This is a genomic window from Arcobacter denitrificans (SeqCode) (genome assembly GCF_048571185.1).
Taxonomy (GTDB): domain Bacteria; phylum Campylobacterota; class Campylobacteria; order Campylobacterales; family Arcobacteraceae; genus Arcobacter; species Arcobacter denitrificans.
In genome coordinates this window covers 592,576-612,468 of the sequence record NZ_CP182350.1, presented here as the reverse complement: position 1 = coordinate 612,468, position 19,893 = coordinate 592,576, and the positions used below count along the sequence as shown (strand labels likewise).

General features: G+C 26.9%; 23 protein-coding genes. 11 read left to right on the top strand and 12 right to left on the bottom strand.

The genetic code is table 11. The annotated features are described in order from the left end of the window. Nucleotides 1-9: 9 nt before the first annotated feature. On the top strand, nucleotides 10-348 hold the full coding sequence (locus ACNI28_RS03165; RefSeq protein WP_419765477.1) for a hypothetical protein: 339 nt from the start codon (nucleotides 10-12) through the stop codon (nucleotides 346-348). A 16-nt stretch (nucleotides 349-364) separates the two neighbouring features. Here ACNI28_RS03165 and feoB read toward each other — a convergent pair whose 3' ends face one another. Both feoB and ACNI28_RS03155 read right to left on the bottom strand, forming a co-directional pair. Next, nucleotides 365-2,482, bottom strand: coding sequence for a ferrous iron transport protein B (gene feoB, locus ACNI28_RS03160; protein ID WP_419765476.1), 2,118 nt, complete (start codon nucleotides 2,480-2,482; stop codon nucleotides 365-367). Continuing rightward, complete coding sequence (locus ACNI28_RS03155; RefSeq protein ID WP_419765475.1) at nucleotides 2,470-2,706, bottom strand: FeoA family protein; 237 nt, start codon at nucleotides 2,704-2,706, stop codon at nucleotides 2,470-2,472. Before ACNI28_RS03155 ends, feoB begins: the two co-directional genes overlap by 13 nt. Before the next feature lie 166 nt (nucleotides 2,707-2,872). On the opposite strand from ACNI28_RS03155, the gene ACNI28_RS03150 reads away from it, so the two are divergent. Continuing rightward, nucleotides 2,873-3,319 (top strand): Fur family transcriptional regulator, encoded by a 447-nt coding sequence (locus tag ACNI28_RS03150; protein WP_419765474.1) that lies wholly within the window; start codon nucleotides 2,873-2,875, stop codon nucleotides 3,317-3,319. A 94-nt stretch (nucleotides 3,320-3,413) separates the two neighbouring features. Here ACNI28_RS03150 and ACNI28_RS03145 read toward each other — a convergent pair whose 3' ends face one another. From ACNI28_RS03145 to ACNI28_RS03130, 4 genes are all read right to left on the bottom strand, one after another. Continuing rightward, nucleotides 3,414-3,743, bottom strand: coding sequence for a DUF2325 domain-containing protein (locus ACNI28_RS03145; RefSeq protein ID WP_419765473.1), 330 nt, complete (start codon nucleotides 3,741-3,743; stop codon nucleotides 3,414-3,416). 120 nt (nucleotides 3,744-3,863) lie between these two features. Beyond that, nucleotides 3,864-4,061 (bottom strand): hypothetical protein, encoded by a 198-nt coding sequence (locus ACNI28_RS03140; RefSeq protein WP_419765471.1) that lies wholly within the window; start codon nucleotides 4,059-4,061, stop codon nucleotides 3,864-3,866. Beyond that, a complete protein-coding gene (locus ACNI28_RS03135) occupies nucleotides 4,062-4,358 on the bottom strand; it encodes a hypothetical protein (RefSeq protein WP_419765469.1) in 297 nt (98 codons plus the stop codon). A gap of 17 nt (nucleotides 4,359-4,375) precedes the next feature. Continuing rightward, entirely contained in the window at nucleotides 4,376-5,254 is an 879-nt protein-coding gene (locus ACNI28_RS03130; RefSeq protein ID WP_419765468.1) for a response regulator, read from the bottom strand. A gap of 171 nt (nucleotides 5,255-5,425) precedes the next feature. Between ACNI28_RS03130 and ACNI28_RS03125 the strand changes: the two genes are divergently transcribed. The 6 genes from ACNI28_RS03125 to ACNI28_RS03100 all read left to right on the top strand — a co-directional run bounded on the left by ACNI28_RS03125 (nucleotide 5,426) and on the right by ACNI28_RS03100 (nucleotide 12,846). Then, entirely contained in the window at nucleotides 5,426-6,832 is a 1,407-nt protein-coding gene (locus ACNI28_RS03125; RefSeq protein WP_419765466.1) for a methyl-accepting chemotaxis protein, read from the top strand. A gap of 9 nt (nucleotides 6,833-6,841) precedes the next feature. Beyond that, complete coding sequence (locus tag ACNI28_RS03120; RefSeq protein WP_419765464.1) at nucleotides 6,842-7,216, top strand: response regulator; 375 nt, start codon at nucleotides 6,842-6,844, stop codon at nucleotides 7,214-7,216. After that, nucleotides 7,217-8,941, top strand: coding sequence for a PAS domain-containing sensor histidine kinase (locus ACNI28_RS03115; RefSeq protein WP_419765463.1), 1,725 nt, complete (start codon nucleotides 7,217-7,219; stop codon nucleotides 8,939-8,941). A gap of 2 nt (nucleotides 8,942-8,943) precedes the next feature. Then, nucleotides 8,944-9,291 (top strand): DsrE family protein, encoded by a 348-nt coding sequence (locus ACNI28_RS03110; RefSeq protein WP_419765461.1) that lies wholly within the window; start codon nucleotides 8,944-8,946, stop codon nucleotides 9,289-9,291. A gap of 121 nt (nucleotides 9,292-9,412) precedes the next feature. After that, nucleotides 9,413-10,861 carry a DEAD/DEAH box helicase gene (locus ACNI28_RS03105; protein WP_419765460.1) on the top strand — a complete coding sequence of 483 codons (1,449 nt, stop codon included), beginning with the start codon at nucleotides 9,413-9,415 and terminating at the stop codon, nucleotides 10,859-10,861. Between the two features lie 77 nt (nucleotides 10,862-10,938). Next, complete coding sequence (locus ACNI28_RS03100) at nucleotides 10,939-12,846, top strand: ABC transporter substrate-binding protein (RefSeq protein ID WP_419765458.1); 1,908 nt, start codon at nucleotides 10,939-10,941, stop codon at nucleotides 12,844-12,846. A 49-nt stretch (nucleotides 12,847-12,895) separates the two neighbouring features. Here ACNI28_RS03100 and ACNI28_RS03095 read toward each other — a convergent pair whose 3' ends face one another. The 3 genes from ACNI28_RS03095 to ACNI28_RS03085 form a co-directional block, all read right to left on the bottom strand. Then, nucleotides 12,896-13,711, bottom strand: coding sequence for an SDR family oxidoreductase (locus ACNI28_RS03095; RefSeq protein ID WP_419765456.1), 816 nt, complete (start codon nucleotides 13,709-13,711; stop codon nucleotides 12,896-12,898). A 260-nt stretch (nucleotides 13,712-13,971) separates the two neighbouring features. Continuing rightward, nucleotides 13,972-14,274 carry a nucleotidyltransferase family protein gene (locus tag ACNI28_RS03090; RefSeq protein WP_419765454.1) on the bottom strand — a complete coding sequence of 101 codons (303 nt, stop codon included), beginning with the start codon at nucleotides 14,272-14,274 and terminating at the stop codon, nucleotides 13,972-13,974. Between the two features lie 25 nt (nucleotides 14,275-14,299). After that, nucleotides 14,300-14,494 (bottom strand): helix-turn-helix transcriptional regulator, encoded by a 195-nt coding sequence (locus ACNI28_RS03085; RefSeq protein WP_419765452.1) that lies wholly within the window; start codon nucleotides 14,492-14,494, stop codon nucleotides 14,300-14,302. A 41-nt stretch (nucleotides 14,495-14,535) separates the two neighbouring features. Between ACNI28_RS03085 and ACNI28_RS03080 the strand changes: the two genes are divergently transcribed. After that, the gene (locus tag ACNI28_RS03080; RefSeq protein ID WP_419765450.1) at nucleotides 14,536-15,663 is read left to right on the top strand and encodes a Fic family protein; all 1,128 of its coding nucleotides are present in this window, start codon (nucleotides 14,536-14,538) and stop codon (nucleotides 15,661-15,663) included. A gap of 69 nt (nucleotides 15,664-15,732) precedes the next feature. On the opposite strand, the gene ACNI28_RS03075 is transcribed toward ACNI28_RS03080, so the two are convergent. The 3 genes from ACNI28_RS03075 to ACNI28_RS03065 are packed head-to-tail and all read right to left on the bottom strand — an operon-like array spanning nucleotide 15,733 to nucleotide 17,817. Next, nucleotides 15,733-16,233, bottom strand: coding sequence for a hypothetical protein (locus ACNI28_RS03075; RefSeq protein WP_419765448.1), 501 nt, complete (start codon nucleotides 16,231-16,233; stop codon nucleotides 15,733-15,735). Nucleotides 16,234-16,292: 59 nt separating this feature from the next. Continuing rightward, nucleotides 16,293-16,466, bottom strand: a complete 174-nt coding sequence (locus tag ACNI28_RS03070) for a helix-turn-helix transcriptional regulator (RefSeq protein ID WP_419765447.1) — start codon at nucleotides 16,464-16,466, stop codon at nucleotides 16,293-16,295. Nucleotide 16,467: 1 nt separating this feature from the next. Beyond that, nucleotides 16,468-17,817 (bottom strand): replication endonuclease, encoded by a 1,350-nt coding sequence (locus tag ACNI28_RS03065; RefSeq protein ID WP_419765446.1) that lies wholly within the window; start codon nucleotides 17,815-17,817, stop codon nucleotides 16,468-16,470. A 268-nt stretch (nucleotides 17,818-18,085) separates the two neighbouring features. Between ACNI28_RS03065 and ACNI28_RS03060 the strand changes: the two genes are divergently transcribed. Next, a complete protein-coding gene (locus ACNI28_RS03060; RefSeq protein WP_419765444.1) occupies nucleotides 18,086-18,334 on the top strand; it encodes a ribbon-helix-helix domain-containing protein in 249 nt (82 codons plus the stop codon). Between the two features lie 400 nt (nucleotides 18,335-18,734). Continuing rightward, a protein-coding gene (locus tag ACNI28_RS03055; protein WP_419765270.1) for an IS3 family transposase occupies nucleotides 18,735-19,888 on the top strand; the annotation gives its coding sequence in 2 pieces (ribosomal slippage) (nucleotides 18,735-18,975 and nucleotides 18,975-19,888; 1,155 coding nt in all). Nucleotides 19,889-19,893: the final 5 nt, after the last annotated feature.

Genomic DNA, 19,893 nt, shown 5'->3' with positions numbered 1-19,893 from the left:
AGGATGAAAATGAAAAAAATATTATTAACTACATTCCTACTAATCTCGTCTTGTTTTGGAAGTGATTATGTTGGTAGTGAGGTTGATTGTTTAGTTATAAAAGAAGAGAATTCAATTATTTGTAAATATATGACAGATCGATCAATCGAAGATAAATTTGTAACAATGGAATGGATTAATCCAGAGGGTGAAGTATCAAGAACAAGAAAAGTTCTTTTCCCATCAGGTCATGGTTCTGTTTATGATTTTAGATACTTAAGTGGTAGAGAAATTGGTGTTTGGAATTTCAGAGTAATAGATAAAGATGAAGTTTTAAATACTACTTTTGAAATTAAAGAAGAAGAGTAGTTAAGTAAAAACTATTTTACATAACTACTTTTGCAATATTGTAAGTTATAAAAGATAAAACCCACGCTGTAACTGTTGTGAAAATAAAAAGATAAACTAAATACTTCCATCCTCCTGCTTCCCTTGCAAATACCATTGATGCTGCTAAACAAGGTATATAAATCATTACAAACATTATAAATGATAGTGCTGATGTTAGTGGGATGTTATTTCTGATTTTATTAAGTAGAGTTTCACTATCTTCTGTTAACTCATCTCCTAATCCATAAAGAATTCCTAAAGTTGAAACAACTATCTCTTTTGCTGCAAGTCCAGTCTCTAATGCTACTGTCATTCTCCAATCAAAACCTAAAGGTTCAAAAAGTGGTTGTGAGAATTTTCCTACAATTCCTAAATATGAATTTTCCAAGTTATATTGCACTAAGCTGTTTTGCAGTTCTTGTTTTTTTGCTTGGTTTGTTGTTTGTTCTATTTGTGCAGTAACTTTAGCTTCATACTCTTCATGTTTTGGATAATTTGATGCAAACCAAATAAGAACAGATGCGGCTAAGATATATGTTCCTGCTTTTTTTAGATACATTAAAGCTTGATTTGAAACTGTATGCCAAACAAGTTTAAAAGTTGGCAATCTATATTTAGGCATCTCCATTACAAAAGGTTCATCTTCACTTTTAAAAACTGTTATTTTTAAAAGTTTAGCTGCAAAAAGTCCTAATAGTGCCCCGGTAATATATATAAGAAATAATATATTACCGGCATTTTCACCTCCAAAAAAAGCCCCTGTAAAAAGTACATATATAGGAAGTCTAGCTCCACAAGACATAAATCCAATAATAAACAAGGTTAAAAGTCTATCTCTATCATTTTTAAGTGTTCGTGCAGCCATATACGCAGGAACGGAACAACCAAACCCTGTAACTAAAGGAATAAATGATTTTCCATGAAGTCCAAATTTATGAAAAAATCCATCAAGTAAAAAGGCTACTCTACTCATATAACCAGTTGTTTCAAGTAGTGCAATCCCAAAAAATAGTATTACTATATTTGGTACAAATAAAATCACTGCACCAACACCTGCAATAATTCCATCACCTATTAAAGATGAGAGCTCATTCTCTCCAAGTATATTTTTAGTTCCATCAATAAGGGAAGCAAAAAATGAGTCAATTATATCCATAGGTATACTACCAAGTTCAAATGTTAGTTGAAAAAGTCCCCACATAAAAAATAAAAAGATAGGAATACCTAAAATCTTATTTATTAAAAATGAGTCGATTTTAGAGCTTAAGTCTTTTTCATACTCTTTTTTTGAAGTTATAACTTCTTGTGTTGCCCCTCTTGCAAAGGCATTTTTCTCATCAGCAAATATTTCATCTAAATCTTTTGTGTTATAGTGTAGATAAATATGCTCAAATGCTTCATTTAACAAAGGTTGAAGTTCTATCCAAATTGGTTCATCATGAAACTTTAGAAAGGTTTTTTTATCCTCTTGTAAAAGTTTAATTGCTACTTCTCTATAGTGAACATCACTTTTATATTTTTTTTCTATTAAAAGTGTTTTTATATTCGATATCTCTTCTTCCATTACATTTGAGAAAATCAGTTTGGATTCAAATTTTGGAGAGTTATATTTATTAATTAAAGTTTTTATTAAAGTATCTATACCTGTAATATTTTTTGCAGATGTTTTTACACAAGGTTTTCCAATAATTTTACTTAATTGATTTTCATCTATGACTAAGCCTTCATTATCTGCTTCATCACTCATATTTAAAGCAATTACCATCTTTTTATCTAAGGCTAATAATTCTGTAGTAAGATATAAGTTTCTCTCTAAATTAGTAGAATCCAAGACATTTAATATAATGTCATAATCTCCCTTTTCAAGGTAGTTTTTAGTAACTTTTTCTTCAATCGTATATTCATTTAAAGAGTAAGAACCTGGTAAGTCTGTGATTTGGAAAAGATATTCATTATATTTAAATTCTATTTGTTTTTTTTCAACAGTAACACCAGAAAAGTTTCCAACTTTAAGTTTTGAATTAGAAATCGAATTTATAAGCATCGATTTTCCAACATTTGGTTGCCCAACAAGAGCAATTTTTATTAGTTTTTTTTCATCTATATTTTGCATGGGGTTCTTTCTATTTCAATAGTTTTTGCTTCATTTATTCTAAGTGCAATTTTTGTACTATGGAGTCTTATTTCAATTGTATTTTTTGACATAGTTTGCTCTATTACATAAATAGTTGCACCTTTTGTTATTCCAAAAGAGTTTAATCTAGATTTTAAAACTTGCGTGGCTGTTACTTTTGTGATGATTCCACATTCACCTTTTTGTAATTCACTTAAATTCATTTTCTCTCTTTTTATTATAGTTATTTTATAAGTTATTTATAAGAATACAATTGTAATAGAATTTGTTTGAATAGAAACTTAAATGATTCTAATTATCAATTAGTTTCTTTGATTTTTTTAATTTAATCTGTTATACTCTTTTGTTTAAATCTAAAGGATATAATTTATGAGTAATAATAACAAATTTGACGATATTAAAGATGAATTAAAAAGAATAGTTAAACAAAGAGGACTAAAGTATACAGAACAAAGAGAAATTGTTCTTGAAGTTCTTTTAAAAGCTAAAGGACATTTAACGGCAGAAGAGGTTTATCATGAAGTAAAACTTGCAAATCCTGATTCTAATATAGGTATTGCAACTGTTTATAGATCTTTATCTTTTTTAGAAGAAGTTCATTTGATCACTTCTATTACTTTTGGAACTGATGGAAAAAAATATGAATCAAACTCTAAAAAACATCATGATCACCTTATTTGTGTAAGCTGTGGGAAAATAGTAGAGTTTATGGATGAAGACATAGAGAAAAAACAAGAAAAAATAGCAAAAGAAAATGGTTTTAAAATTACAAGTCATGTAATGCAACTTTTAGGTAATTGTTCTGATTGCCAATAATATTTAAGGGTTTCCCTTAAATATTACTCTATAGACTGTAAGTATAAGTTATGCTTTATTGCTTTTTTTAGCTTTACTATATTTTTAATTATCTTCATTTTTTTGCTTCACAAATTTTATCACAATTTTCACAATTGTTTGCATCAATCATTTTTTTATATTCATCATGGACACAAGTAGATGAATGCTTTGTACAAATATATGGGATATTTTGTTTTTTTGCTATGTTTTTATATTTATGCATAACATTATGATTTAAAAATGAAGTTAACATAATAATACAATCTGTATTTTGTGGAATCTTTTTCTTTGGTGCAGATGATTTTTTTCTTGCATCCCAATGCTTAACTGAACTCGCCCCTAATTCATGTAATATGGATATTATAGTTGATATTTTGTCTCCGCCAATTACTAAAACACTCATAATATTTCCTTTAATTTTTAGTTTATTTTCAAACAAGTATTGTTTTTGATAATAATTATTAAAATACTATAGAAAGTAAACTTAAAATAATGTTAATATTGATAGTTGTTATCAGTAAGCTTATTCTTCATCACAATTTTTTGTACAATATCCAAAAATAAGAGTTCTTATTACAAAAAAAACAATTGCAATAAGTATTACTATTCCTACAAATTTTTCAGTGGCAATAATATCTAAGTATTCCAGCAAAATTCCAGTTAGGATTACCAACACATAAAATATAAGTACGCGTTTATCTTCTGGAATTAAAAAAAACATTTATTTTCTTGATGGAATATATTTAAAAAATATAAAGATTACAAATAACATTGCAAAAAGTATAGCAAATGATTCTATACTTAAAATCATCTCAGGCTCATTTCCTCCACGTTGATAATTTTTATTCATAAATAAAAATGTTGTTGATAAGAGCATAAATGATGCAGTTATAACTGCAATTAGATGAGTAAATACTTTGTGTAGTTTTGTTTTGTAAAAATCAAAAATCATTTTCCATGTTAATCCCGCTGCTAAAAATGTAATTACTAATATTATTATTTGATCACTATTTTTCATTAATTATAAAATCCTTTTTATTTTAAATTTTTTAGTAGATTAAAGCTATTTTCAATAGAGTGATTTATTACATATACATCCTCTAAATCCTCTTGTAAAAATAGACTTTCAAACCAGTCTGATAATATTTCTATCAACTCTAATATTTGGAAAGAAATATCATTTTCAAGCACATAAATATCAACTTTATTTATATGATTCTTGATTTCACTTAATAAGTTAACTAAATTAGAAAATTCTGTAAAACTTAAAAGTAAGATTCTTGATTTCTCTAAAATATCAGAAAAGTTTTTTATTATATCTTCTATATTTGCAGAAAACTTAATTTCTTGCTCAAGTTCATTCATCTCATTAACTAGTTCTTCAATATCTTCTTTATCCAAAATATTTTCTGGATATGTACTTAAAAAATATTTAGCACTTGTGCCGTCACTCTCTACAGTTTCATCCTTATCAAAATGAATATAATTAGTATTTGTTTTGGCTTCTTTATTATTTGGATTAATATAGTTTTTGATGTATTTGTCAAGCATTATATTAATAGTTTCTTGGGAGAGAGGTTTTACAATAAAAGCATTTGCTTTTAGATTCTTAGCTTTATTTTTATTTTCATTATTATCAATAATTGCTGATGAGACAATCACTTTTGGCTGTAAAGCTAGACTTTTATTTCTTATAAGTTCTAAGGCTTCAAATCCATCCATTACAGGCATCATAATGTCTAAAAATATTATATCATAGATACAATTCTCCACTTTTTCTATAGCTTCTTTACCATTTAGTGCTGAATCTATTTTATATTTTGTAATGTTATTTTCATTAAACCATTCATCGATAAGCATTTCAAGTACATAAATATTTGATTCGTTATCGTCAGAAATTAAAATATTAAACATCAATAATCCTAATATATTTTATTTATTTTTTGATTATAGCTAAAATTTTTTTCATTAAACTAAAATGTCAAAATATAGTAATAAAACAATATAAGATGTACAAAATAGGCATTTTATACTTATTAAACTAAGTTAACTTTTGCTATTATTTTCGCAATATAGGAGATTATAATGTTTTTTGGTAATAGTAAAGAAAAAGATTTAGAAATTGCTAAATTAAAAAAAGAGGTAGAAGAGTTAAATAACAGTTTAAACTCTCAAAAATCCCAGTTTGAATCACTTCAAAGAAAAGCTGAAGAGAATCACAAAAATGAAATAGAAAATCTACAAAAAAAAGTAGAGGTTTACAAAAATATTTCTAAATCTTCTTATGAAGAGGGGCTGATTGCCTTTGATAAAAATATGAATGAGATATTTAAAAATGATAGAGCTTCTTCTCATATTGAAGATAGTTCTTCAATAAAAAATGCAATTTCTGAAGGGGCATCTACAATAGTGTTAGGTGACTGTGAAGCAAAAATAACATTTCAAAAATTTGATAATGTAAATGTTGCGATACTAACAAAAGTATCAATAAAAGATGCAGAAAATAGTTCTATTACTAAATATAATAGTGAAAATATTGGAAATGCCTTAACTTCTACCCAAACAGTTTATGTTAGCTTGTTAGACGATTTAAGCTCAATGATGACAGAATCAAAAGAGACAGCAGATGGGTCTCATATTGGTCTTAATTTAACTCAAAGTATTGTAAAAGATACTGCAAGTATACAAAATCATATTCAATCAGAAAACACAATGGTACATAACCTTGTGGAAAATAGTAAAAATATTTCTTCTGTTATAACTATGATAGAAGCGATTGCTTTTCAGACAAATATTCTTTCACTAAATGCTGCTGTTGAAGCTGCAACTGCAGGGGAAGCTGGAAAAGGTTTTGCAGTAGTTGCACAAGAGGTTAGAAATCTAGCAACTAGAAGTGCAGAGGCTGCAAAAGAGATAAAAAGTGTAGTTGATTTAATTCAAAATGAGACTGTAAATATAAAAAATAGTTCAGATCAAATTGCAAACTCTGTTGATGAAACAAAATCAAGAGTAGATGAACTAATTAAGTTAATGAATGGTTTTGAGAAAAATTCTAGTCGGTCTGTTTTTGAAGTGGAAAGTATTAGTAATAAAATTTTTATAAACCTTGCAAAACTAGATCATATTATTTACAAAAATAACTTATATAAACTACTATTTGGTGAGCCAAATGGCTTTAATGGTGTTGATCATCATAATTGTAGACTTGGTAAATGGTATGAAAATGGTCTTGGAAAAACAGAATTTAGTTTTGTAAAATCATATAAACAATTAGAACCATATCATAAAGCTGTACATGACAATGCAAATGAACTTGCAACAGAGTGTTCAAGTAAAGATGAAATATGTACAACTGAGGTTATTGAGAATAAAATACAAAAAATTGAAGAAGCAAGTGCTGGTGTTTTTGAGTATCTAGATAAAATTTTAGAAGAAAAAAATGAACACCTAATGCATGATGCTGCTAATAAATTATTTGAGAAAAAAATATAAGGATAGAGAATGAATGATAAAATTTATAATATAGCCATTGTTGATGATACTCGTGAAATAATTGATATGTTACAAAAGTCATTGTCTAGAAGTAAGAAGTATAATATCTCTACTTATTCTAATCCTCTTACTGCTATTGATAGTATTGACTCTAAGATTGATGTGGTTTTTTTAGATATAGTTATGCCCCAAATGGATGGAATTGAAGCCTTAGAAAAGATTGTTAAAAAAAATCCTGAGATTAAAGTTATCATGATGACTGCAAGTTCAACTCTTGATAGAGTTTTAAAAGCCCATAAAAATGGAGCAACTCATTATATTATGAAGCCATTTTCTTCTATGGATATTATTGAGAAAAAGTTAGAAACTGTTTTGAGTGCATAAATGTTAAAGATAATCTCTGCTTTTTTTATTTTTTTATTTTTAGAACTTATCATATATGCTAGCTTGATGTATAATCAAAACTTACATATTAATAGTGTTTTAGAAAATACATTAAACAGTGATTATAAAGAATTTAAAGTTATAAAAGAGTTTTTCTCAGAAGATATTGATAAAAAGATCTATAATAAGTTTCGTAAAATCATTTTATTAAACTCAGTACAAGATATTCATAACTATTTAGAATATGAAAAAAAACTTCTTAATCTTTCTTCAATATTTACAGATGATGAACAATTGTATTATTTGAAAGAAAATAAAGTTTTCAATGTAATTAAATATGCACAAAAAGATATTGTTTTATTTCAAAGAGATAAAAAAGCAGTATCAATATCTTTAATCCCTTATTATGATGCAAAAAAAGAGTTAAACTATTTTATAGAGTTTAATAATCAAGCCGGAATTTATGACATGAAATATAGAACAAAGATGTTGTTTCTTGTTTTCTCAATCTTGATTTTGATTTTAATTGCACATGCATATTATGTATATAATATAAAAACTAAACTTGCTATGAAAAATGAAGAGTATAAAAATTTATTAGATGTCATGGATAAATACATTCTAATGACAGAAACTGATAGAGATGGAATTATAACTCATGTTTCCTCTGCTTTTAGTGAGATTACAGGTTATGGAAAAAATGAGTTAATAGGAAGACCTCATAATATAATTAGGCATCCCGATATTCCAAAAGAGACCTTTAAAGATATGTGGAAAAATCTACACTCTGGAAAGATTTGGAAGGGTGAACTTAAAAATATTGATAAGTATGGACATACATATTGGGTTGATGGAACAATTGTTCCAAAATATGATAAAGATATGAATATAATTGGTTTTATTTCATTTAGAAAAGATATTACAGATAAAAAAAGATTAGCTGATGTTAATAATGAACTTAAAAAACAAATTGAAGAAAATATTAATGAAATGGAAGTCTTAGATTCCAATTTAGTTCAACAATCCAAAAAAGCACTAATTGGTAACTTAGTTGATATAATTGCACATCAATGGAAACAGCCTTTATCTATAATGTCTTTATATGCTATTGATTTGAGTGAAAGTGTAAAACATGGCGAGATGAATCAAGCTTATGCCGATGATTTATCAGGAATGTTTCAAAGACAAATAGCTCATTTAGCTTCTACGCTAAATGGATTTAGAACATTTTTTAATCCAAGTGATTCTTATGATAAATTTACTTTATATGAAAATCTACAAAATGTTTTATTACTAGTTGATGATGAATTAAAAAATAATCAAATAGATGTGAAAATCGATGGAAATAAAGATATACAATTATATGGAATATCAAATGAGTTTCAACATATTTTTCTTAATTTTATTAGTAACTCAAGGGATGCTTTTATCGAAAATAGCATTACTGATAGAAAAATAATGATACTATTTCTTAAAAAAGATGAGACTATAGAAATAAATTATTTTGATAATGCAGGTGGGATAAAAGAAAATATTCTTCATAAAATCTTTGATTTAAATTTTACTACAAAACCAATAGGTTTGGGTACAGGTGTTGGGATGTATGCCACAAAACTTATAGTTGATAAACTTAGCGGTAATATTAGTGTTCAAAACTATAATGGTGGCGTTAACTTTAAAATTATTCTTCCCAATAAAGATAGAAGAAGTAAAGAAAGATCATAGGTATGGCAAAAGAGAATCTTTTAATTGTGATTTCAAATGATAATCTAGATACTATATTAAAATTTCCTTTTTTATATGGTGGTGTTTCTTTACCACGAGAATATTGGAAAAGAGTTCATATCATGTTTTGGGGAGCTTCAATTAAAACCTTAAAAGATGAGCCAATACTACAAGAAAAAGTAAAAGAGCTTTTAGAAGTTGGGGTTGAATTTAGTTCTTGTATTGTATGTGTTGAGGAGTATGGGGCACTTGAACAATTGGAAAGTTTAGGCATTATTTGTAATCACACAGGAGAGCTTTTAACTACTGCTTTAAAAGATGATAAGCATTGGGCTATGCTTACAGTATAAAAGTTTGATTTATATGGTATAATACCGAAAATAAAATATATTACTCACAGATTGTCTCCGTTTCTAGTAATCCTTACGAAAAACCAACCAACAAAACAACATATATTTACAAAAGGTATTTATGACATTTAAAGAACTTGGTCTAATTGAACCATTATTAAAAGCAATTAAGGATAAAGGTTATACAAAACCAAGTCCTATACAAGAACAGGCTATCCCTGTTATTTTAGATAAACACGATGTTTTAGCAGGTGCTCAAACAGGTACTGGAAAAACTGCTGGATTTACACTTCCATTATTACAAATATTAAGTAGTAAAACTTCAAAAACAACAAAGCCATATATTAAGGCTTTGATATTAACTCCCACGAGAGAATTAGCAGCACAAGTTGCACAAAGTGTTGATGACTATGGAAAATATCTTCCTATAAAAACAGCAGTAATTTTTGGAGGAGTTGGAATAAATCCACAAAAAGCACTTTTAAGAAAAGGTGTTGATATTGTAATAGCAACTCCAGGAAGGCTATTAGACCATATAGAACAAAATACAATAGATATCTCACATGTGGAGTGTTTTATTCTTGATGAAGCAGATAGAATGCTAGATATGGGATTTATAAGAGATATAAGAAAAGTCCTTGCACTTTTACCAACTCATAGACAAAATCTTCTATTTTCAGCAACATTTTCCGATGAGATTAAAAAACTATCAGATGGCATACTAAATAAACCAAAGTTAATAGAAGTAGCTAGAAGAAATACTTCTTCTGAAATGGTTTCACAAGTTATTCATTTAGTAGATAAAGATAGAAAAAAAGCACTTTTATCAAAACTTATAAAAGAGGGTAATTGGAAACAAGTACTTGTGTTTACAAGAACAAAACATGGTGCAAATAAACTAAGCCAACAATTAGAATTTGATGGAATAAGTGCAACTGCTATTCATGGCAATAAATCACAAGGTGCGAGAACAAAAGCTTTGGCTGATTTTAAAGCAGGTGCTGTTCGAGTACTTGTGGCAACTGATATTGCAGCACGAGGAATAGATATAGACCAACTTCCTCATGTGGTTAATTTTGAGTTACCAAATGTTGCTGAAGATTATGTTCATAGAATTGGAAGAACAGGAAGAGCTGGAAATGAAGGAGAAGCTGTATCCTTGGTCTGTGTTGATGAACATGACTATTTAAAAGGTATAGAAAAACTAATCAAAACTTCAATAAAAAAAGTTGTAATAGAAGGTTTTGAAGTAGATCCTAGAATAAAAGCAGAACCTATAAAGAATGGTGGAAACAGGGGAAGAAACAGTTCATCATCTAGAAACTCACCTAAAAAAACAAATACAAGAACACCAAGAGATAATAGAAGAAAAGAAAAAAAACCTTTTAAAAATGAAAATGAATCAAAAAGAGCAGATGGTGGAAAATCAAAATTAAGTAATGAAGGTAAAAAGTTCAAAGAATCTTCAAATAATTCAAAATATACCTCTGCAAAACTTATATCATCAAAAACAGATAATAGACAAAATAGAGGAAATAGACAACGAAGACCAAGAGTTCAAAAGGATTAATTCTTTTGAATTTTTATAAAAATTTGGAAAATAATAAAAAAGTAGTTATAATAAAGTTAACATAAAAGGCCTGACTTATGAGAAAGACACTTTTACTACTAGCTCTTTTTTCACTTTTCCTTTCTGCTGATAATAAAAAAATAACATTACAACTTAACTGGTTAAATCAATTTCAATTTGCAGGATATTATGTTGCTATTGAAAAAGGCTTTTATAATGATGTAGGTCTTGATGTTAATATTAAAGAGTTTACAACAAACACTGATTTGGTAGAATCTATAAAAAATGCAGATGCAGATTTTGCAGTTGGACGTTCTTCTTTATTGATTGAAAAAATAAATGGTAAAGATATTGTAGGACTAGCTGCAATTTTCCAGAAATCACCTTTAATGCTTTTAGTAAAAAAAGATTCTAATATAAAAAGTGTGAAAGATTTAAAGAATAAAAAGATTATGATTACTGCTGACGCAGGTTACTCAGCATCTATCTTAGCAATGCTAAGTGCAAATGGATTAAATCAAAATGATTATATAGCAATGGAACACTCCTTTGATATAGATGACTTAATAGAAGGAAAAGTTGATGCAATGGCATCATATTTATCAAATGAACCTATTATACTAAAAGATAAAGGTATTGAGTATAGAGTTTTCCATCCAAAAGATTATGGTTTTTATTTTTATAGTGATATTCTTTTTACCTCTTCTAAATTTATAAAAAATAATCCAAAACTTACAAAAGATTTTTATGAGGCAAGTATAAAAGGGTGGGAATATGCTTTTGAAAACAGTGCTGAAACGGCAGAAATCATATATAAAAAATATAATACACAAAACAAATCATATATTCATCTTGTAAAAGAAGGAGAGATTCTAAAAAAGTTGGCCTATACTAATAATAAAGGTTTAGGAGATATAGATAAAAATAGATTAGAAAATATTATAAATGTTTTTAGACTCTTTGGTTTAGTAAAAAATCATGTTGATGAAAAAGATTTTATATATGAAGAAAATCATAATATGATGGTCATAGAGCTTTCTAAAAGAAATCAAAAATTAATTTTGATTTTTATTACTCTAGTCTTTATAATATTTTTAGTTGTTATGTATTTTTTAAATAAGACTAAACAGCTAAAAGAGTTACTTCATACTGTAATAAACTCTACTGATGACTTGATTTTTTATAAGGATAGTAGATTTAGATATCTTGGCTGCAATAAAAGTTTTGAAAAATTTTGTGGTAAAAAAGAAGCTAAAATCATAGGAAAAACTGATTTTGAACTTTTTGAAAATGAATATGCCCAATCATCTTATGAAAAAGATAAAGAAGTACTTTCTAAAAATAAATTATTAGTAAATAATGAATGGGCAGAAATTGAAAAAAGTAATATACTTTTGCAAACAAAAAAGGTTCCTTTTAAATATAAAAAAACTAAAGATAATGGTATTTTAGGAATTAGTAGAAATATAACTGAACTGCATGAAGTACATGAACGATTAAAAAAACAAGCATATCGTGATGAGCTAACATCTATTTATAATAGAAAAGCATACAATGAAAGAATAGAAGAAAAATTTGATTTATATAATCGATACAAAAGTAAATTTTGTTTGGCAATGTATGATATTGATGATTTTAAAGTTATAAATGATACTTATGGTCATGATATTGGAGACAAAGTTTTAGTAGAAATGACAAAAGAGATAAGAGACAATATAAGAAAAACAGATTTAATATTTAGAGTTGGTGGAGAAGAATTTGTTATAATCTTTCCTAAGACCTTATTAAATGAAGCTTTTGTTGTAACAGAAAAAATAAGAGAAATAGTTTCTAAAATGAATATGGTTGATAATAAAACTATTACAATAAGTATAGGTATCACAGAAGTAAAAGATAGTGATACTCCAACTTCTATTTATGAAAGAATAGATAAGTTAATGTATGTATCTAAACATAGTGGGAAAAACCAAACTTCAAGGGATTGATTTAAGTTTCCGACCTATGTTTAACTAAAAGTAGTTTTTAAGACTATTCTTAAATTCCAAATGTTTCTTTAATCTTTTCTTCAAAAGCCTTATCAGATAACTCTTTTCTTAAAGGAATAAAAGTTTGTGCCTCTGCTCCCACTGGAATTGATATATCACTATTTTTATTTTCAATTATATCTTTTATTGAGTCTGCAATTGGTTGAGGAGTTGGACCTTCATTTATTGCTTTAGCAACAATAGGTACAAAATGTGATACTAACTCTTTATAGGGTGAATCTTCACTTGTAGTCTCTTTATTTGCAACTAAACCTTTTTTTACAAAGTTTGTTCCAAATAAGCCCGATTGAATTGAATGAACTCTTATATTAAAAGGAGCTACTTCAAACCTTAAAGAGTCAACAATACCTTCAACGGCATATTTTGATGCATTGTAATGAGACAATAGTGGTAATCCCATTTTACCAAGAAACGAACTTATATTTATAATAACCCCGTTTTTTTCTTTTCTCATATGGGGTAAAACTTCTCTTGTCATTTTTATAAGACCAAAAACATTTACATCAAATTGATTAAATATCTCTTCATCTGTTCCCTCTTCAAGTGTTGATAGTAAACCATATCCTGCGTTATTTATGAGAACATCTATTTTTCCTTCTTTTTCAATTATTTGATTAACAGCATTTTTAATTGAATTTCTTTTTGTTACATCTAAATAGATATTGGTAATATTTTCTATGTTAGAATTAGCTATTTCTTCTTTTCTTGTCCCTGCATAAACAATATAGCCATTTTTTGCAAGAGTATTGGCTGTTAGTTCTCCCATCCCTGATGTTGCACCTGTAATTAAAACTACTTTTGACATAAATATCTCCTTATTTTTTATTTAAAGCTATACTATCAGAAATAAAAAATGAAAAAATTGTTAAATATCAATTTATTTAATAATTTGATGTAAATAGTATTATGGTGTTTTTTTAATATGTATTGTGAAAATCAGGATTTAAAATTGTGATGTGGTCACTCGAAGTATAATCTATATCGGGCTTTGAAGAATTAAATCTTAAAAATACCCCTAAAAAGTACCCTAAGATTATTTTCTAACACTCCCTCATTTCTCTATAGTTAGACATATATAATATCTTTTTTAATCATTTCTAAAAAAAGAGGTTTTATATTTTTATGTTCTCTTATAATATCAACTTTTTTATTTAAATCATTTTCTATTTGCTCTTTAATTGCAATTAAATCAAATAGCGATGGTTTCATTTTTACAAAAATATCTATATCACTATTTTCAGATGCTTCATCTCTTGCATAACTTCCAAATAATCCTATTTGTTCTACATCATATTTATTTTTAAACTCAATATAATGTTCTTTTAAATAATTTAAAATGTTTGTTTTATTTATTTCTTCTTTTTTCATAATAATAATTATATCATAAAAATTTTTATAATTTTTCTTTCATCCAATTTTCAATTTTTTCTTCTTCCCATACTGTAATTCTAGGACTTAGTTTTATAGGTTTTGGAAATTTCTTCTCATTTACCCATAGCCATAGTGTACTTCTTGCAATACCAGTTTTTTTGATGAATAATATAAAAATCTTATATTTGATATGAATAAGTTGAATTAATCGTATCATTTATGATATGATTATAAAAATTAATTGTATCAGGGTAAAACATGAAAAGATGGATTTGGCAAAAAGATAATTATCCAAACTTTATATATGACGAAAAGAAGCTATTGCCAATTATTGAAAAGGTATCAGCAAAACAAGGTGAACTTATTGCTTTTACAAGTTTACTTAATAATGAAAACTTAAAAGAGCGACAATTTGAAGCCTTATCAAATGAAGTAATAAATACTTCTGCAATAGAGGGTGAAAAATTAAAAAGAGATAGTGTAAGAGCATCTATTGGTCGTAAGCTTGGTATAGAAAATTTAGAAACATATAAAAGTGATATTTATACTGATGGTATAGTTGAAATCTTAATTGATGCAAATACAAATTATAATCAATCCCTTGAATTAGAAAAAATATATGGATGGCACAATTCTATTTTTCCTACAGGCTACAGTGGTATTAATAAAATAAATGTGGCAAAATTTAGGGATATAGATGAGATGAAAGTAGTTTCAGGAGCTATAGGACAAGAACAAACTCATTATATAGCACCACCAAGAGAACAATTAGATAAAGAAATTAGTCAATATCTAGAGTGGTTTAATTCTGAAAAAACTTCATTAATTAAAGCAGCTATTGCACACTTATGGTTTTTAATTATTCATCCTATGGATGATGGTAATGGAAGAATTGCAAGAGCCATAACAGACTTAGTTTTATCTAAAATTGAACAATCAGAGTTTTCAAAACTTTATTCTATTTCTACAACAATATTTAAGCATAGAAAAGAGTATTATAAAACATTGGATTTAACAACAGGATATTATATAAAAGATAATAAGGGATTGGATATCACCCTGTGGATAATATGGTTTTTGGAAGCATTATATGAGTCTTTGTGTGATGCTAAAAAAAGTTTACTGCATATTATAGATAAAACAAATTTTTGGGATAAGCACAGAGATAGTAATTTAAATGCCAGACAAATCAAGGTACTAAATAAAATATTAGATAAAGGTGCAGAAAACTTTGAAGGTGGCTTAAATAAAAGAAAATATGAAGCAATCGCAAAAACTACATCTGCAACTGCATCTCGTGATATTAAAGATTTAATTAAAAAAGGCTGTATTAAACAAACTTTAGGAACAAAAGGTCGAAATGTGAGTTATTTTATTGAAATTTAATAGAACTTATTTATAAATTAATTTTTTTGAATACTGTCATAAATTTCATTTTCAATTACAAAATATTATTCATTTTAAAATATTTTGTAATGCATAAGGAATTTTTTTTGTATCATGTGTATTGGTACTTAGATGTTTAACTCTAAATCTTTTATCCCAAATTTTGGCTACTCCTTTTAAGCTTCTAAAGGGGCTTGATATATAGATACTTTTTATATTTCTTTTTGATACATCAAAAGTTTGAACAAATTCATCTAACTCATTTTCATTTAATTCCTTGAAAAATTTTGAATATATTGTTTGTTCTCTTTTTGTAGCTTTGTAGTAATTGTTTTTAGAAAATGCTTCTTTTATTTCATTGTATGAAAATTTTAAAGAGTTTTCAATATTTCTGTTTAGGATATGAAAAATTCTATGATTAGTTTTTTTGATAGATAAGTTTTCTACATGACCAGTATCAAGGTTTATAAGCAATTGATAAAGTTTATATCTGTTACTATCTTCTTTCTTCCAATCATTTAGGGTTGTTAATGGTATATCTAAATATTTACTAATCTCTTTTTGTGTCATTTTATATCCTTCTCATAATTACAGCATTATATACGAATATCGTATAATTGTCAATATGCTTATAATAACTGTGCTTTCTGCCACTCTTGAATTTTATCTTCTTCCCATACTGTGATTCTAGCACTTAGTTTAACAGGTTTAGGAAATCTATTTTCTTTAACCCATAACCATATAGTACTTCTTGCTATACCAGTTTTTTTCATCACATCTTGTATTCTTATAAAGTTTGTCATGTTATATCCTTATTGAATTATTTGTCATTAAATTTAAATCATTATCGCATGGCATAAATGGAACGTCATAGTCAATCTCCTCAGCTACACAAAACTTAAGGGGTACGTTGGCTAACGCACTTCTTTCAGTCGTTTGTTCATATGTTGAGAACTCATTAGGCGATACAATCTCTTCATTAAGTAAATCTCTTTTAATCATTTCATTTTTAACTATTTGAAAATGTACTAAATCTAAATCTTTAATATCCATTTCATCTAATAATCTATAATATTTATTTAGTTTGTAATCGCTCAATCTTGATGGAACAACAGGAAGTCTTAAAAAAGCGTTTTGAATATCATCAAATATATATTTTTCAAATTCACTTACTTGGGCAATAAGAGGTTTTTTTACTTCTTTTTTTTCATATTTTAATTTAAATGTTGCATGGTAATTTGGTATTTTTTGATTTAAGATTGATTCAGCATTTTTAGACCATAAATAAACCTCGTCAATTTCTCCTATATCGTGATTATAGTATCTATAACAAATCATAGTATTATTAAATTCACGTCTTATAGTTCCATCTTTTAACATCTTGCTAACTGTTTTAAAATCATTCTCGTAATGCTCTTTAAAGTAATATCTTACTTTTCTATAGATAGTTAAAGGGGCTAAAGTTCTACTAGATAAAAATCTTCTTATTTTATGTTTGATATACCAATAAATAGCATGTTCAACTTTCATTGAGTTTTCATCTTTAAAAGTCTTTGTAATATATTTCATAATATACCCAACTGCTCCGCCTTTTTCTTTGTACCATGTGTAACGAAAATCAATAGCTTTTTTATTACTTCCCCATTTAGAAGAACTAAAGTACTCTTTGTATTTCTTTTTGACTTGTAATATATATTTTGAGGGTATAAATAACATAGCGTGTAAGTGTGGAACTCCGCTTTTATGTGGCTCATAAACTCTAAAATATACTAATCCATGATTTAACTCTTTTTTCATCTTTTGAAATACTTGTAAGTTAGTAAACTTATTCCATATTTGAGTTAATGCCTTAGCTGTATCATTTGGATTTTCTATATAGTTTCCAAATCTATCTTTTTTGTGATATTTAGAGGGTGCAGTAAGAGTTACAAACACAGGTCTTAAACCATTATCTTTAGCATAATCAAATAGTGAGTTAACTCTATTGTTTATTTCTGCAAAGTATTTCTTTGGGTTTAGATTAGCACTATATGTGTTATCTAACATATTTACAGATTTATCTGCAAAATCTATTGAGAAGTTTTTTAGAAACTGTTTTTGTTTCTCTATTTTACTTTCGATATATTCCATATCTTCATTGGTAATTCCGTACATATCTTTCCTTTCTTTATTAGGGTGTAGTAACTTTTTTAAAAGTAATCAAGGAACAACATTTCAAAAACTCAAATCGCGTCCGCTCGTTGAGTTTTTAAATGAGTTCTTTTTTCCCTTAAGTTTTAATTACTAATTTCTATATTATAATGTACCCATAAATTTAATATAAGAACACAATAAATATTAATAGATACCTTTTATGCACTAAAAGGGTACATATATATTAAGACATTAAAACTTACATATTACTTAAATAAAGGGGTAAATAATGGCAGAAAACAAAGCTGGAAGACCAATAGAAGAAAATCCTAGAAATGTACAAATAAAGATAAAAGTAACAGAAGATGAAGCTAAAAGAATAGATGAATTAGCTAATAAAATGGGAATGAATAAATCAAGACTTATTAGAAACTTGTTATTAGGTAATTTAGAAGATGCAGAATTCTTTCAAAAGGTAGGAATACTACCTTTAGTTAAGAATCTTGTTGCTTTTAAGGATAAATTGAAGGGGATATGAGGAATAAACCTAAATAGATATAAAATTAAGACTTAATTGTTTCATTAATACACTTTAATAATTATATGGTAATTATAGTTTTATAGTAAATTTAAAATTAATTATTAAATATATATAATTAATAATTAATTTTAAAGGTTAAAAATGTTACTTGCAAGTATTGCGTTATTTATCTTAGTTATTTTTTTATGTTTGACAATATATATATTTAAACGCAGAAAGGTTTATTCAAGAGAACGTTTTGCTTTTGTTTCATTAGGATTACTATTTTCTTTTGCAGCGCTAGTTATAACACATGTTTTTACAGATTGGAATGACCCCAATAAACTAGACATAATTTAATTCAGTAAATTAATATATCAATGATAAAAATCATTGTAAAATTTGCAAAGGTTAAAAAATGGCAAGAATAGTATATAGTGAAGAATTTAGATTAGAAGCAGTTAATCAAGTTATTAAAAATGGGTATAGCATAACAGATACAGCAAATCGCTTAGGTGTAAATAGTAATTCACTTCGTAATTGGATTAAACGATTAGAGTCCCCAGAAGCAATAGAAAAACATAAAATATTGGATTCCTCAAGTGCAGAGATTAAAAAACTACAAAGAGAACTCAAAAGAGTTACAGAAGAACGAGATATCTTAAAAAAGGCCGCGGTGTACTTTGCAAGCCACACAAACTAAAATACTCTTTTATTAAAGAATATAGTTCACTTTATGCAGTAAGAAAACTATGTAAAGTGATGCAAGTACACCATAGTGGATATTATCAGTGGCTCACACAACCCATTTCAAATAGAGAACAATCGAATCAGAAACTCACTATTCACATAAAAGAGCTATTTAAAGAGTGTAATGGGATTTATGGATATAGAAATATTCATAAAGATTTAATAGCATCAGGTATTATTGTAAATAAAAAAAGAGTAGCAAGACTTATGACTCAAGCTAAGTTATATGGTGTAGGAACCTATAAACGCAAACCAAAGCATAAAGCTGGTGCTAAACATAAAGCATATACAAATCATTTACAACAATGTTTTATCGCTAATAAACCTAATGAAAGTTGGGTTAGTGATATAACATATATTCGAACGCATGAAGGATGGATATATTTAGCAACTGTTATAGACTTATTTTCTAGAAAAGTTATTGGATGGGATACAAGTCATAGAATGACAACACCATTAGTTTTAAATGCAATGAAAATGGCTACACAAAGAATAAATAAGATAAATTCAAAGGTTATACTTCACTCAGATCAAGGGAGTCAATATAGTTCTTATGATTATAAAGTATTTGCAAATAAACATAATATTATTCCTAGTATGAGTAGACGAGGGAATTGTTATGATAACGCAGTTGCTGAGAGTTTTTTTAAAACACTTAAAAAAGAGCTAGTTCGTAAGCATGTATTTATAACAAGAGAGGTAGCAAAATCAAAGATATTTGAATATATTGAGATGTTTTATAATGCAAAAAGAAGACATAGTTATTTAGGACATATAAGTCCAAATGAATTTGAAAAAAGATACAATAATTCTGTTAAATAAGTTTA

What these genes read in the sequence shown, in the direction of transcription:
- ACNI28_RS03100 (WP_419765458.1), top strand. Translation starts at nt 10,939, where the DNA reads ATGAGAAAGACACTTTTACTACTAGCTCTTTTTTCACTTTTCCTTTCT.
- ACNI28_RS03145 (WP_419765473.1), bottom strand. Translation starts at nt 3,743, where the DNA reads ATGAGTGTTTTAGTAATTGGCGGAGACAAAATATCAACTATAATATCC.
- ACNI28_RS03085 (WP_419765452.1), bottom strand. Translation starts at nt 14,494, where the DNA reads ATGATACGATTAATTCAACTTATTCATATCAAATATAAGATTTTTATA.
- ACNI28_RS03080 (WP_419765450.1), top strand. Translation starts at nt 14,536, where the DNA reads ATGAAAAGATGGATTTGGCAAAAAGATAATTATCCAAACTTTATATAT.
- ACNI28_RS03075 (WP_419765448.1), bottom strand. Translation starts at nt 16,233, where the DNA reads ATGACACAAAAAGAGATTAGTAAATATTTAGATATACCATTAACAACC.
- ACNI28_RS03140 (WP_419765471.1), bottom strand. Translation starts at nt 4,061, where the DNA reads ATGTTTTTTTTAATTCCAGAAGATAAACGCGTACTTATATTTTATGTG.
- ACNI28_RS03110 (WP_419765461.1), top strand. Translation starts at nt 8,944, where the DNA reads ATGGCAAAAGAGAATCTTTTAATTGTGATTTCAAATGATAATCTAGAT.
- ACNI28_RS03120 (WP_419765464.1), top strand. Translation starts at nt 6,842, where the DNA reads ATGAATGATAAAATTTATAATATAGCCATTGTTGATGATACTCGTGAA.
- ACNI28_RS03150 (WP_419765474.1), top strand. Translation starts at nt 2,873, where the DNA reads ATGAGTAATAATAACAAATTTGACGATATTAAAGATGAATTAAAAAGA.
- ACNI28_RS03095 (WP_419765456.1), bottom strand. Translation starts at nt 13,711, where the DNA reads ATGTCAAAAGTAGTTTTAATTACAGGTGCAACATCAGGGATGGGAGAA.
- ACNI28_RS03060 (WP_419765444.1), top strand. Translation starts at nt 18,086, where the DNA reads ATGGCAGAAAACAAAGCTGGAAGACCAATAGAAGAAAATCCTAGAAAT.
- ACNI28_RS03115 (WP_419765463.1), top strand. Translation starts at nt 7,217, where the DNA reads ATGTTAAAGATAATCTCTGCTTTTTTTATTTTTTTATTTTTAGAACTT.
- ACNI28_RS03155 (WP_419765475.1), bottom strand. Translation starts at nt 2,706, where the DNA reads ATGAATTTAAGTGAATTACAAAAAGGTGAATGTGGAATCATCACAAAA.
- ACNI28_RS03130 (WP_419765468.1), bottom strand. Translation starts at nt 5,254, where the DNA reads ATGTTTAATATTTTAATTTCTGACGATAACGAATCAAATATTTATGTA.
- ACNI28_RS03070 (WP_419765447.1), bottom strand. Translation starts at nt 16,466, where the DNA reads ATGACAAACTTTATAAGAATACAAGATGTGATGAAAAAAACTGGTATA.
- ACNI28_RS03165 (WP_419765477.1), top strand. Translation starts at nt 10, where the DNA reads ATGAAAAAAATATTATTAACTACATTCCTACTAATCTCGTCTTGTTTT.
- ACNI28_RS03090 (WP_419765454.1), bottom strand. Translation starts at nt 14,274, where the DNA reads ATGAAAAAAGAAGAAATAAATAAAACAAACATTTTAAATTATTTAAAA.
- ACNI28_RS03105 (WP_419765460.1), top strand. Translation starts at nt 9,413, where the DNA reads ATGACATTTAAAGAACTTGGTCTAATTGAACCATTATTAAAAGCAATT.
- feoB (WP_419765476.1), bottom strand. Translation starts at nt 2,482, where the DNA reads ATGCAAAATATAGATGAAAAAAAACTAATAAAAATTGCTCTTGTTGGG.
- ACNI28_RS03135 (WP_419765469.1), bottom strand. Translation starts at nt 4,358, where the DNA reads ATGAAAAATAGTGATCAAATAATAATATTAGTAATTACATTTTTAGCA.
- ACNI28_RS03125 (WP_419765466.1), top strand. Translation starts at nt 5,426, where the DNA reads ATGTTTTTTGGTAATAGTAAAGAAAAAGATTTAGAAATTGCTAAATTA.
- ACNI28_RS03065 (WP_419765446.1), bottom strand. Translation starts at nt 17,817, where the DNA reads ATGTACGGAATTACCAATGAAGATATGGAATATATCGAAAGTAAAATA.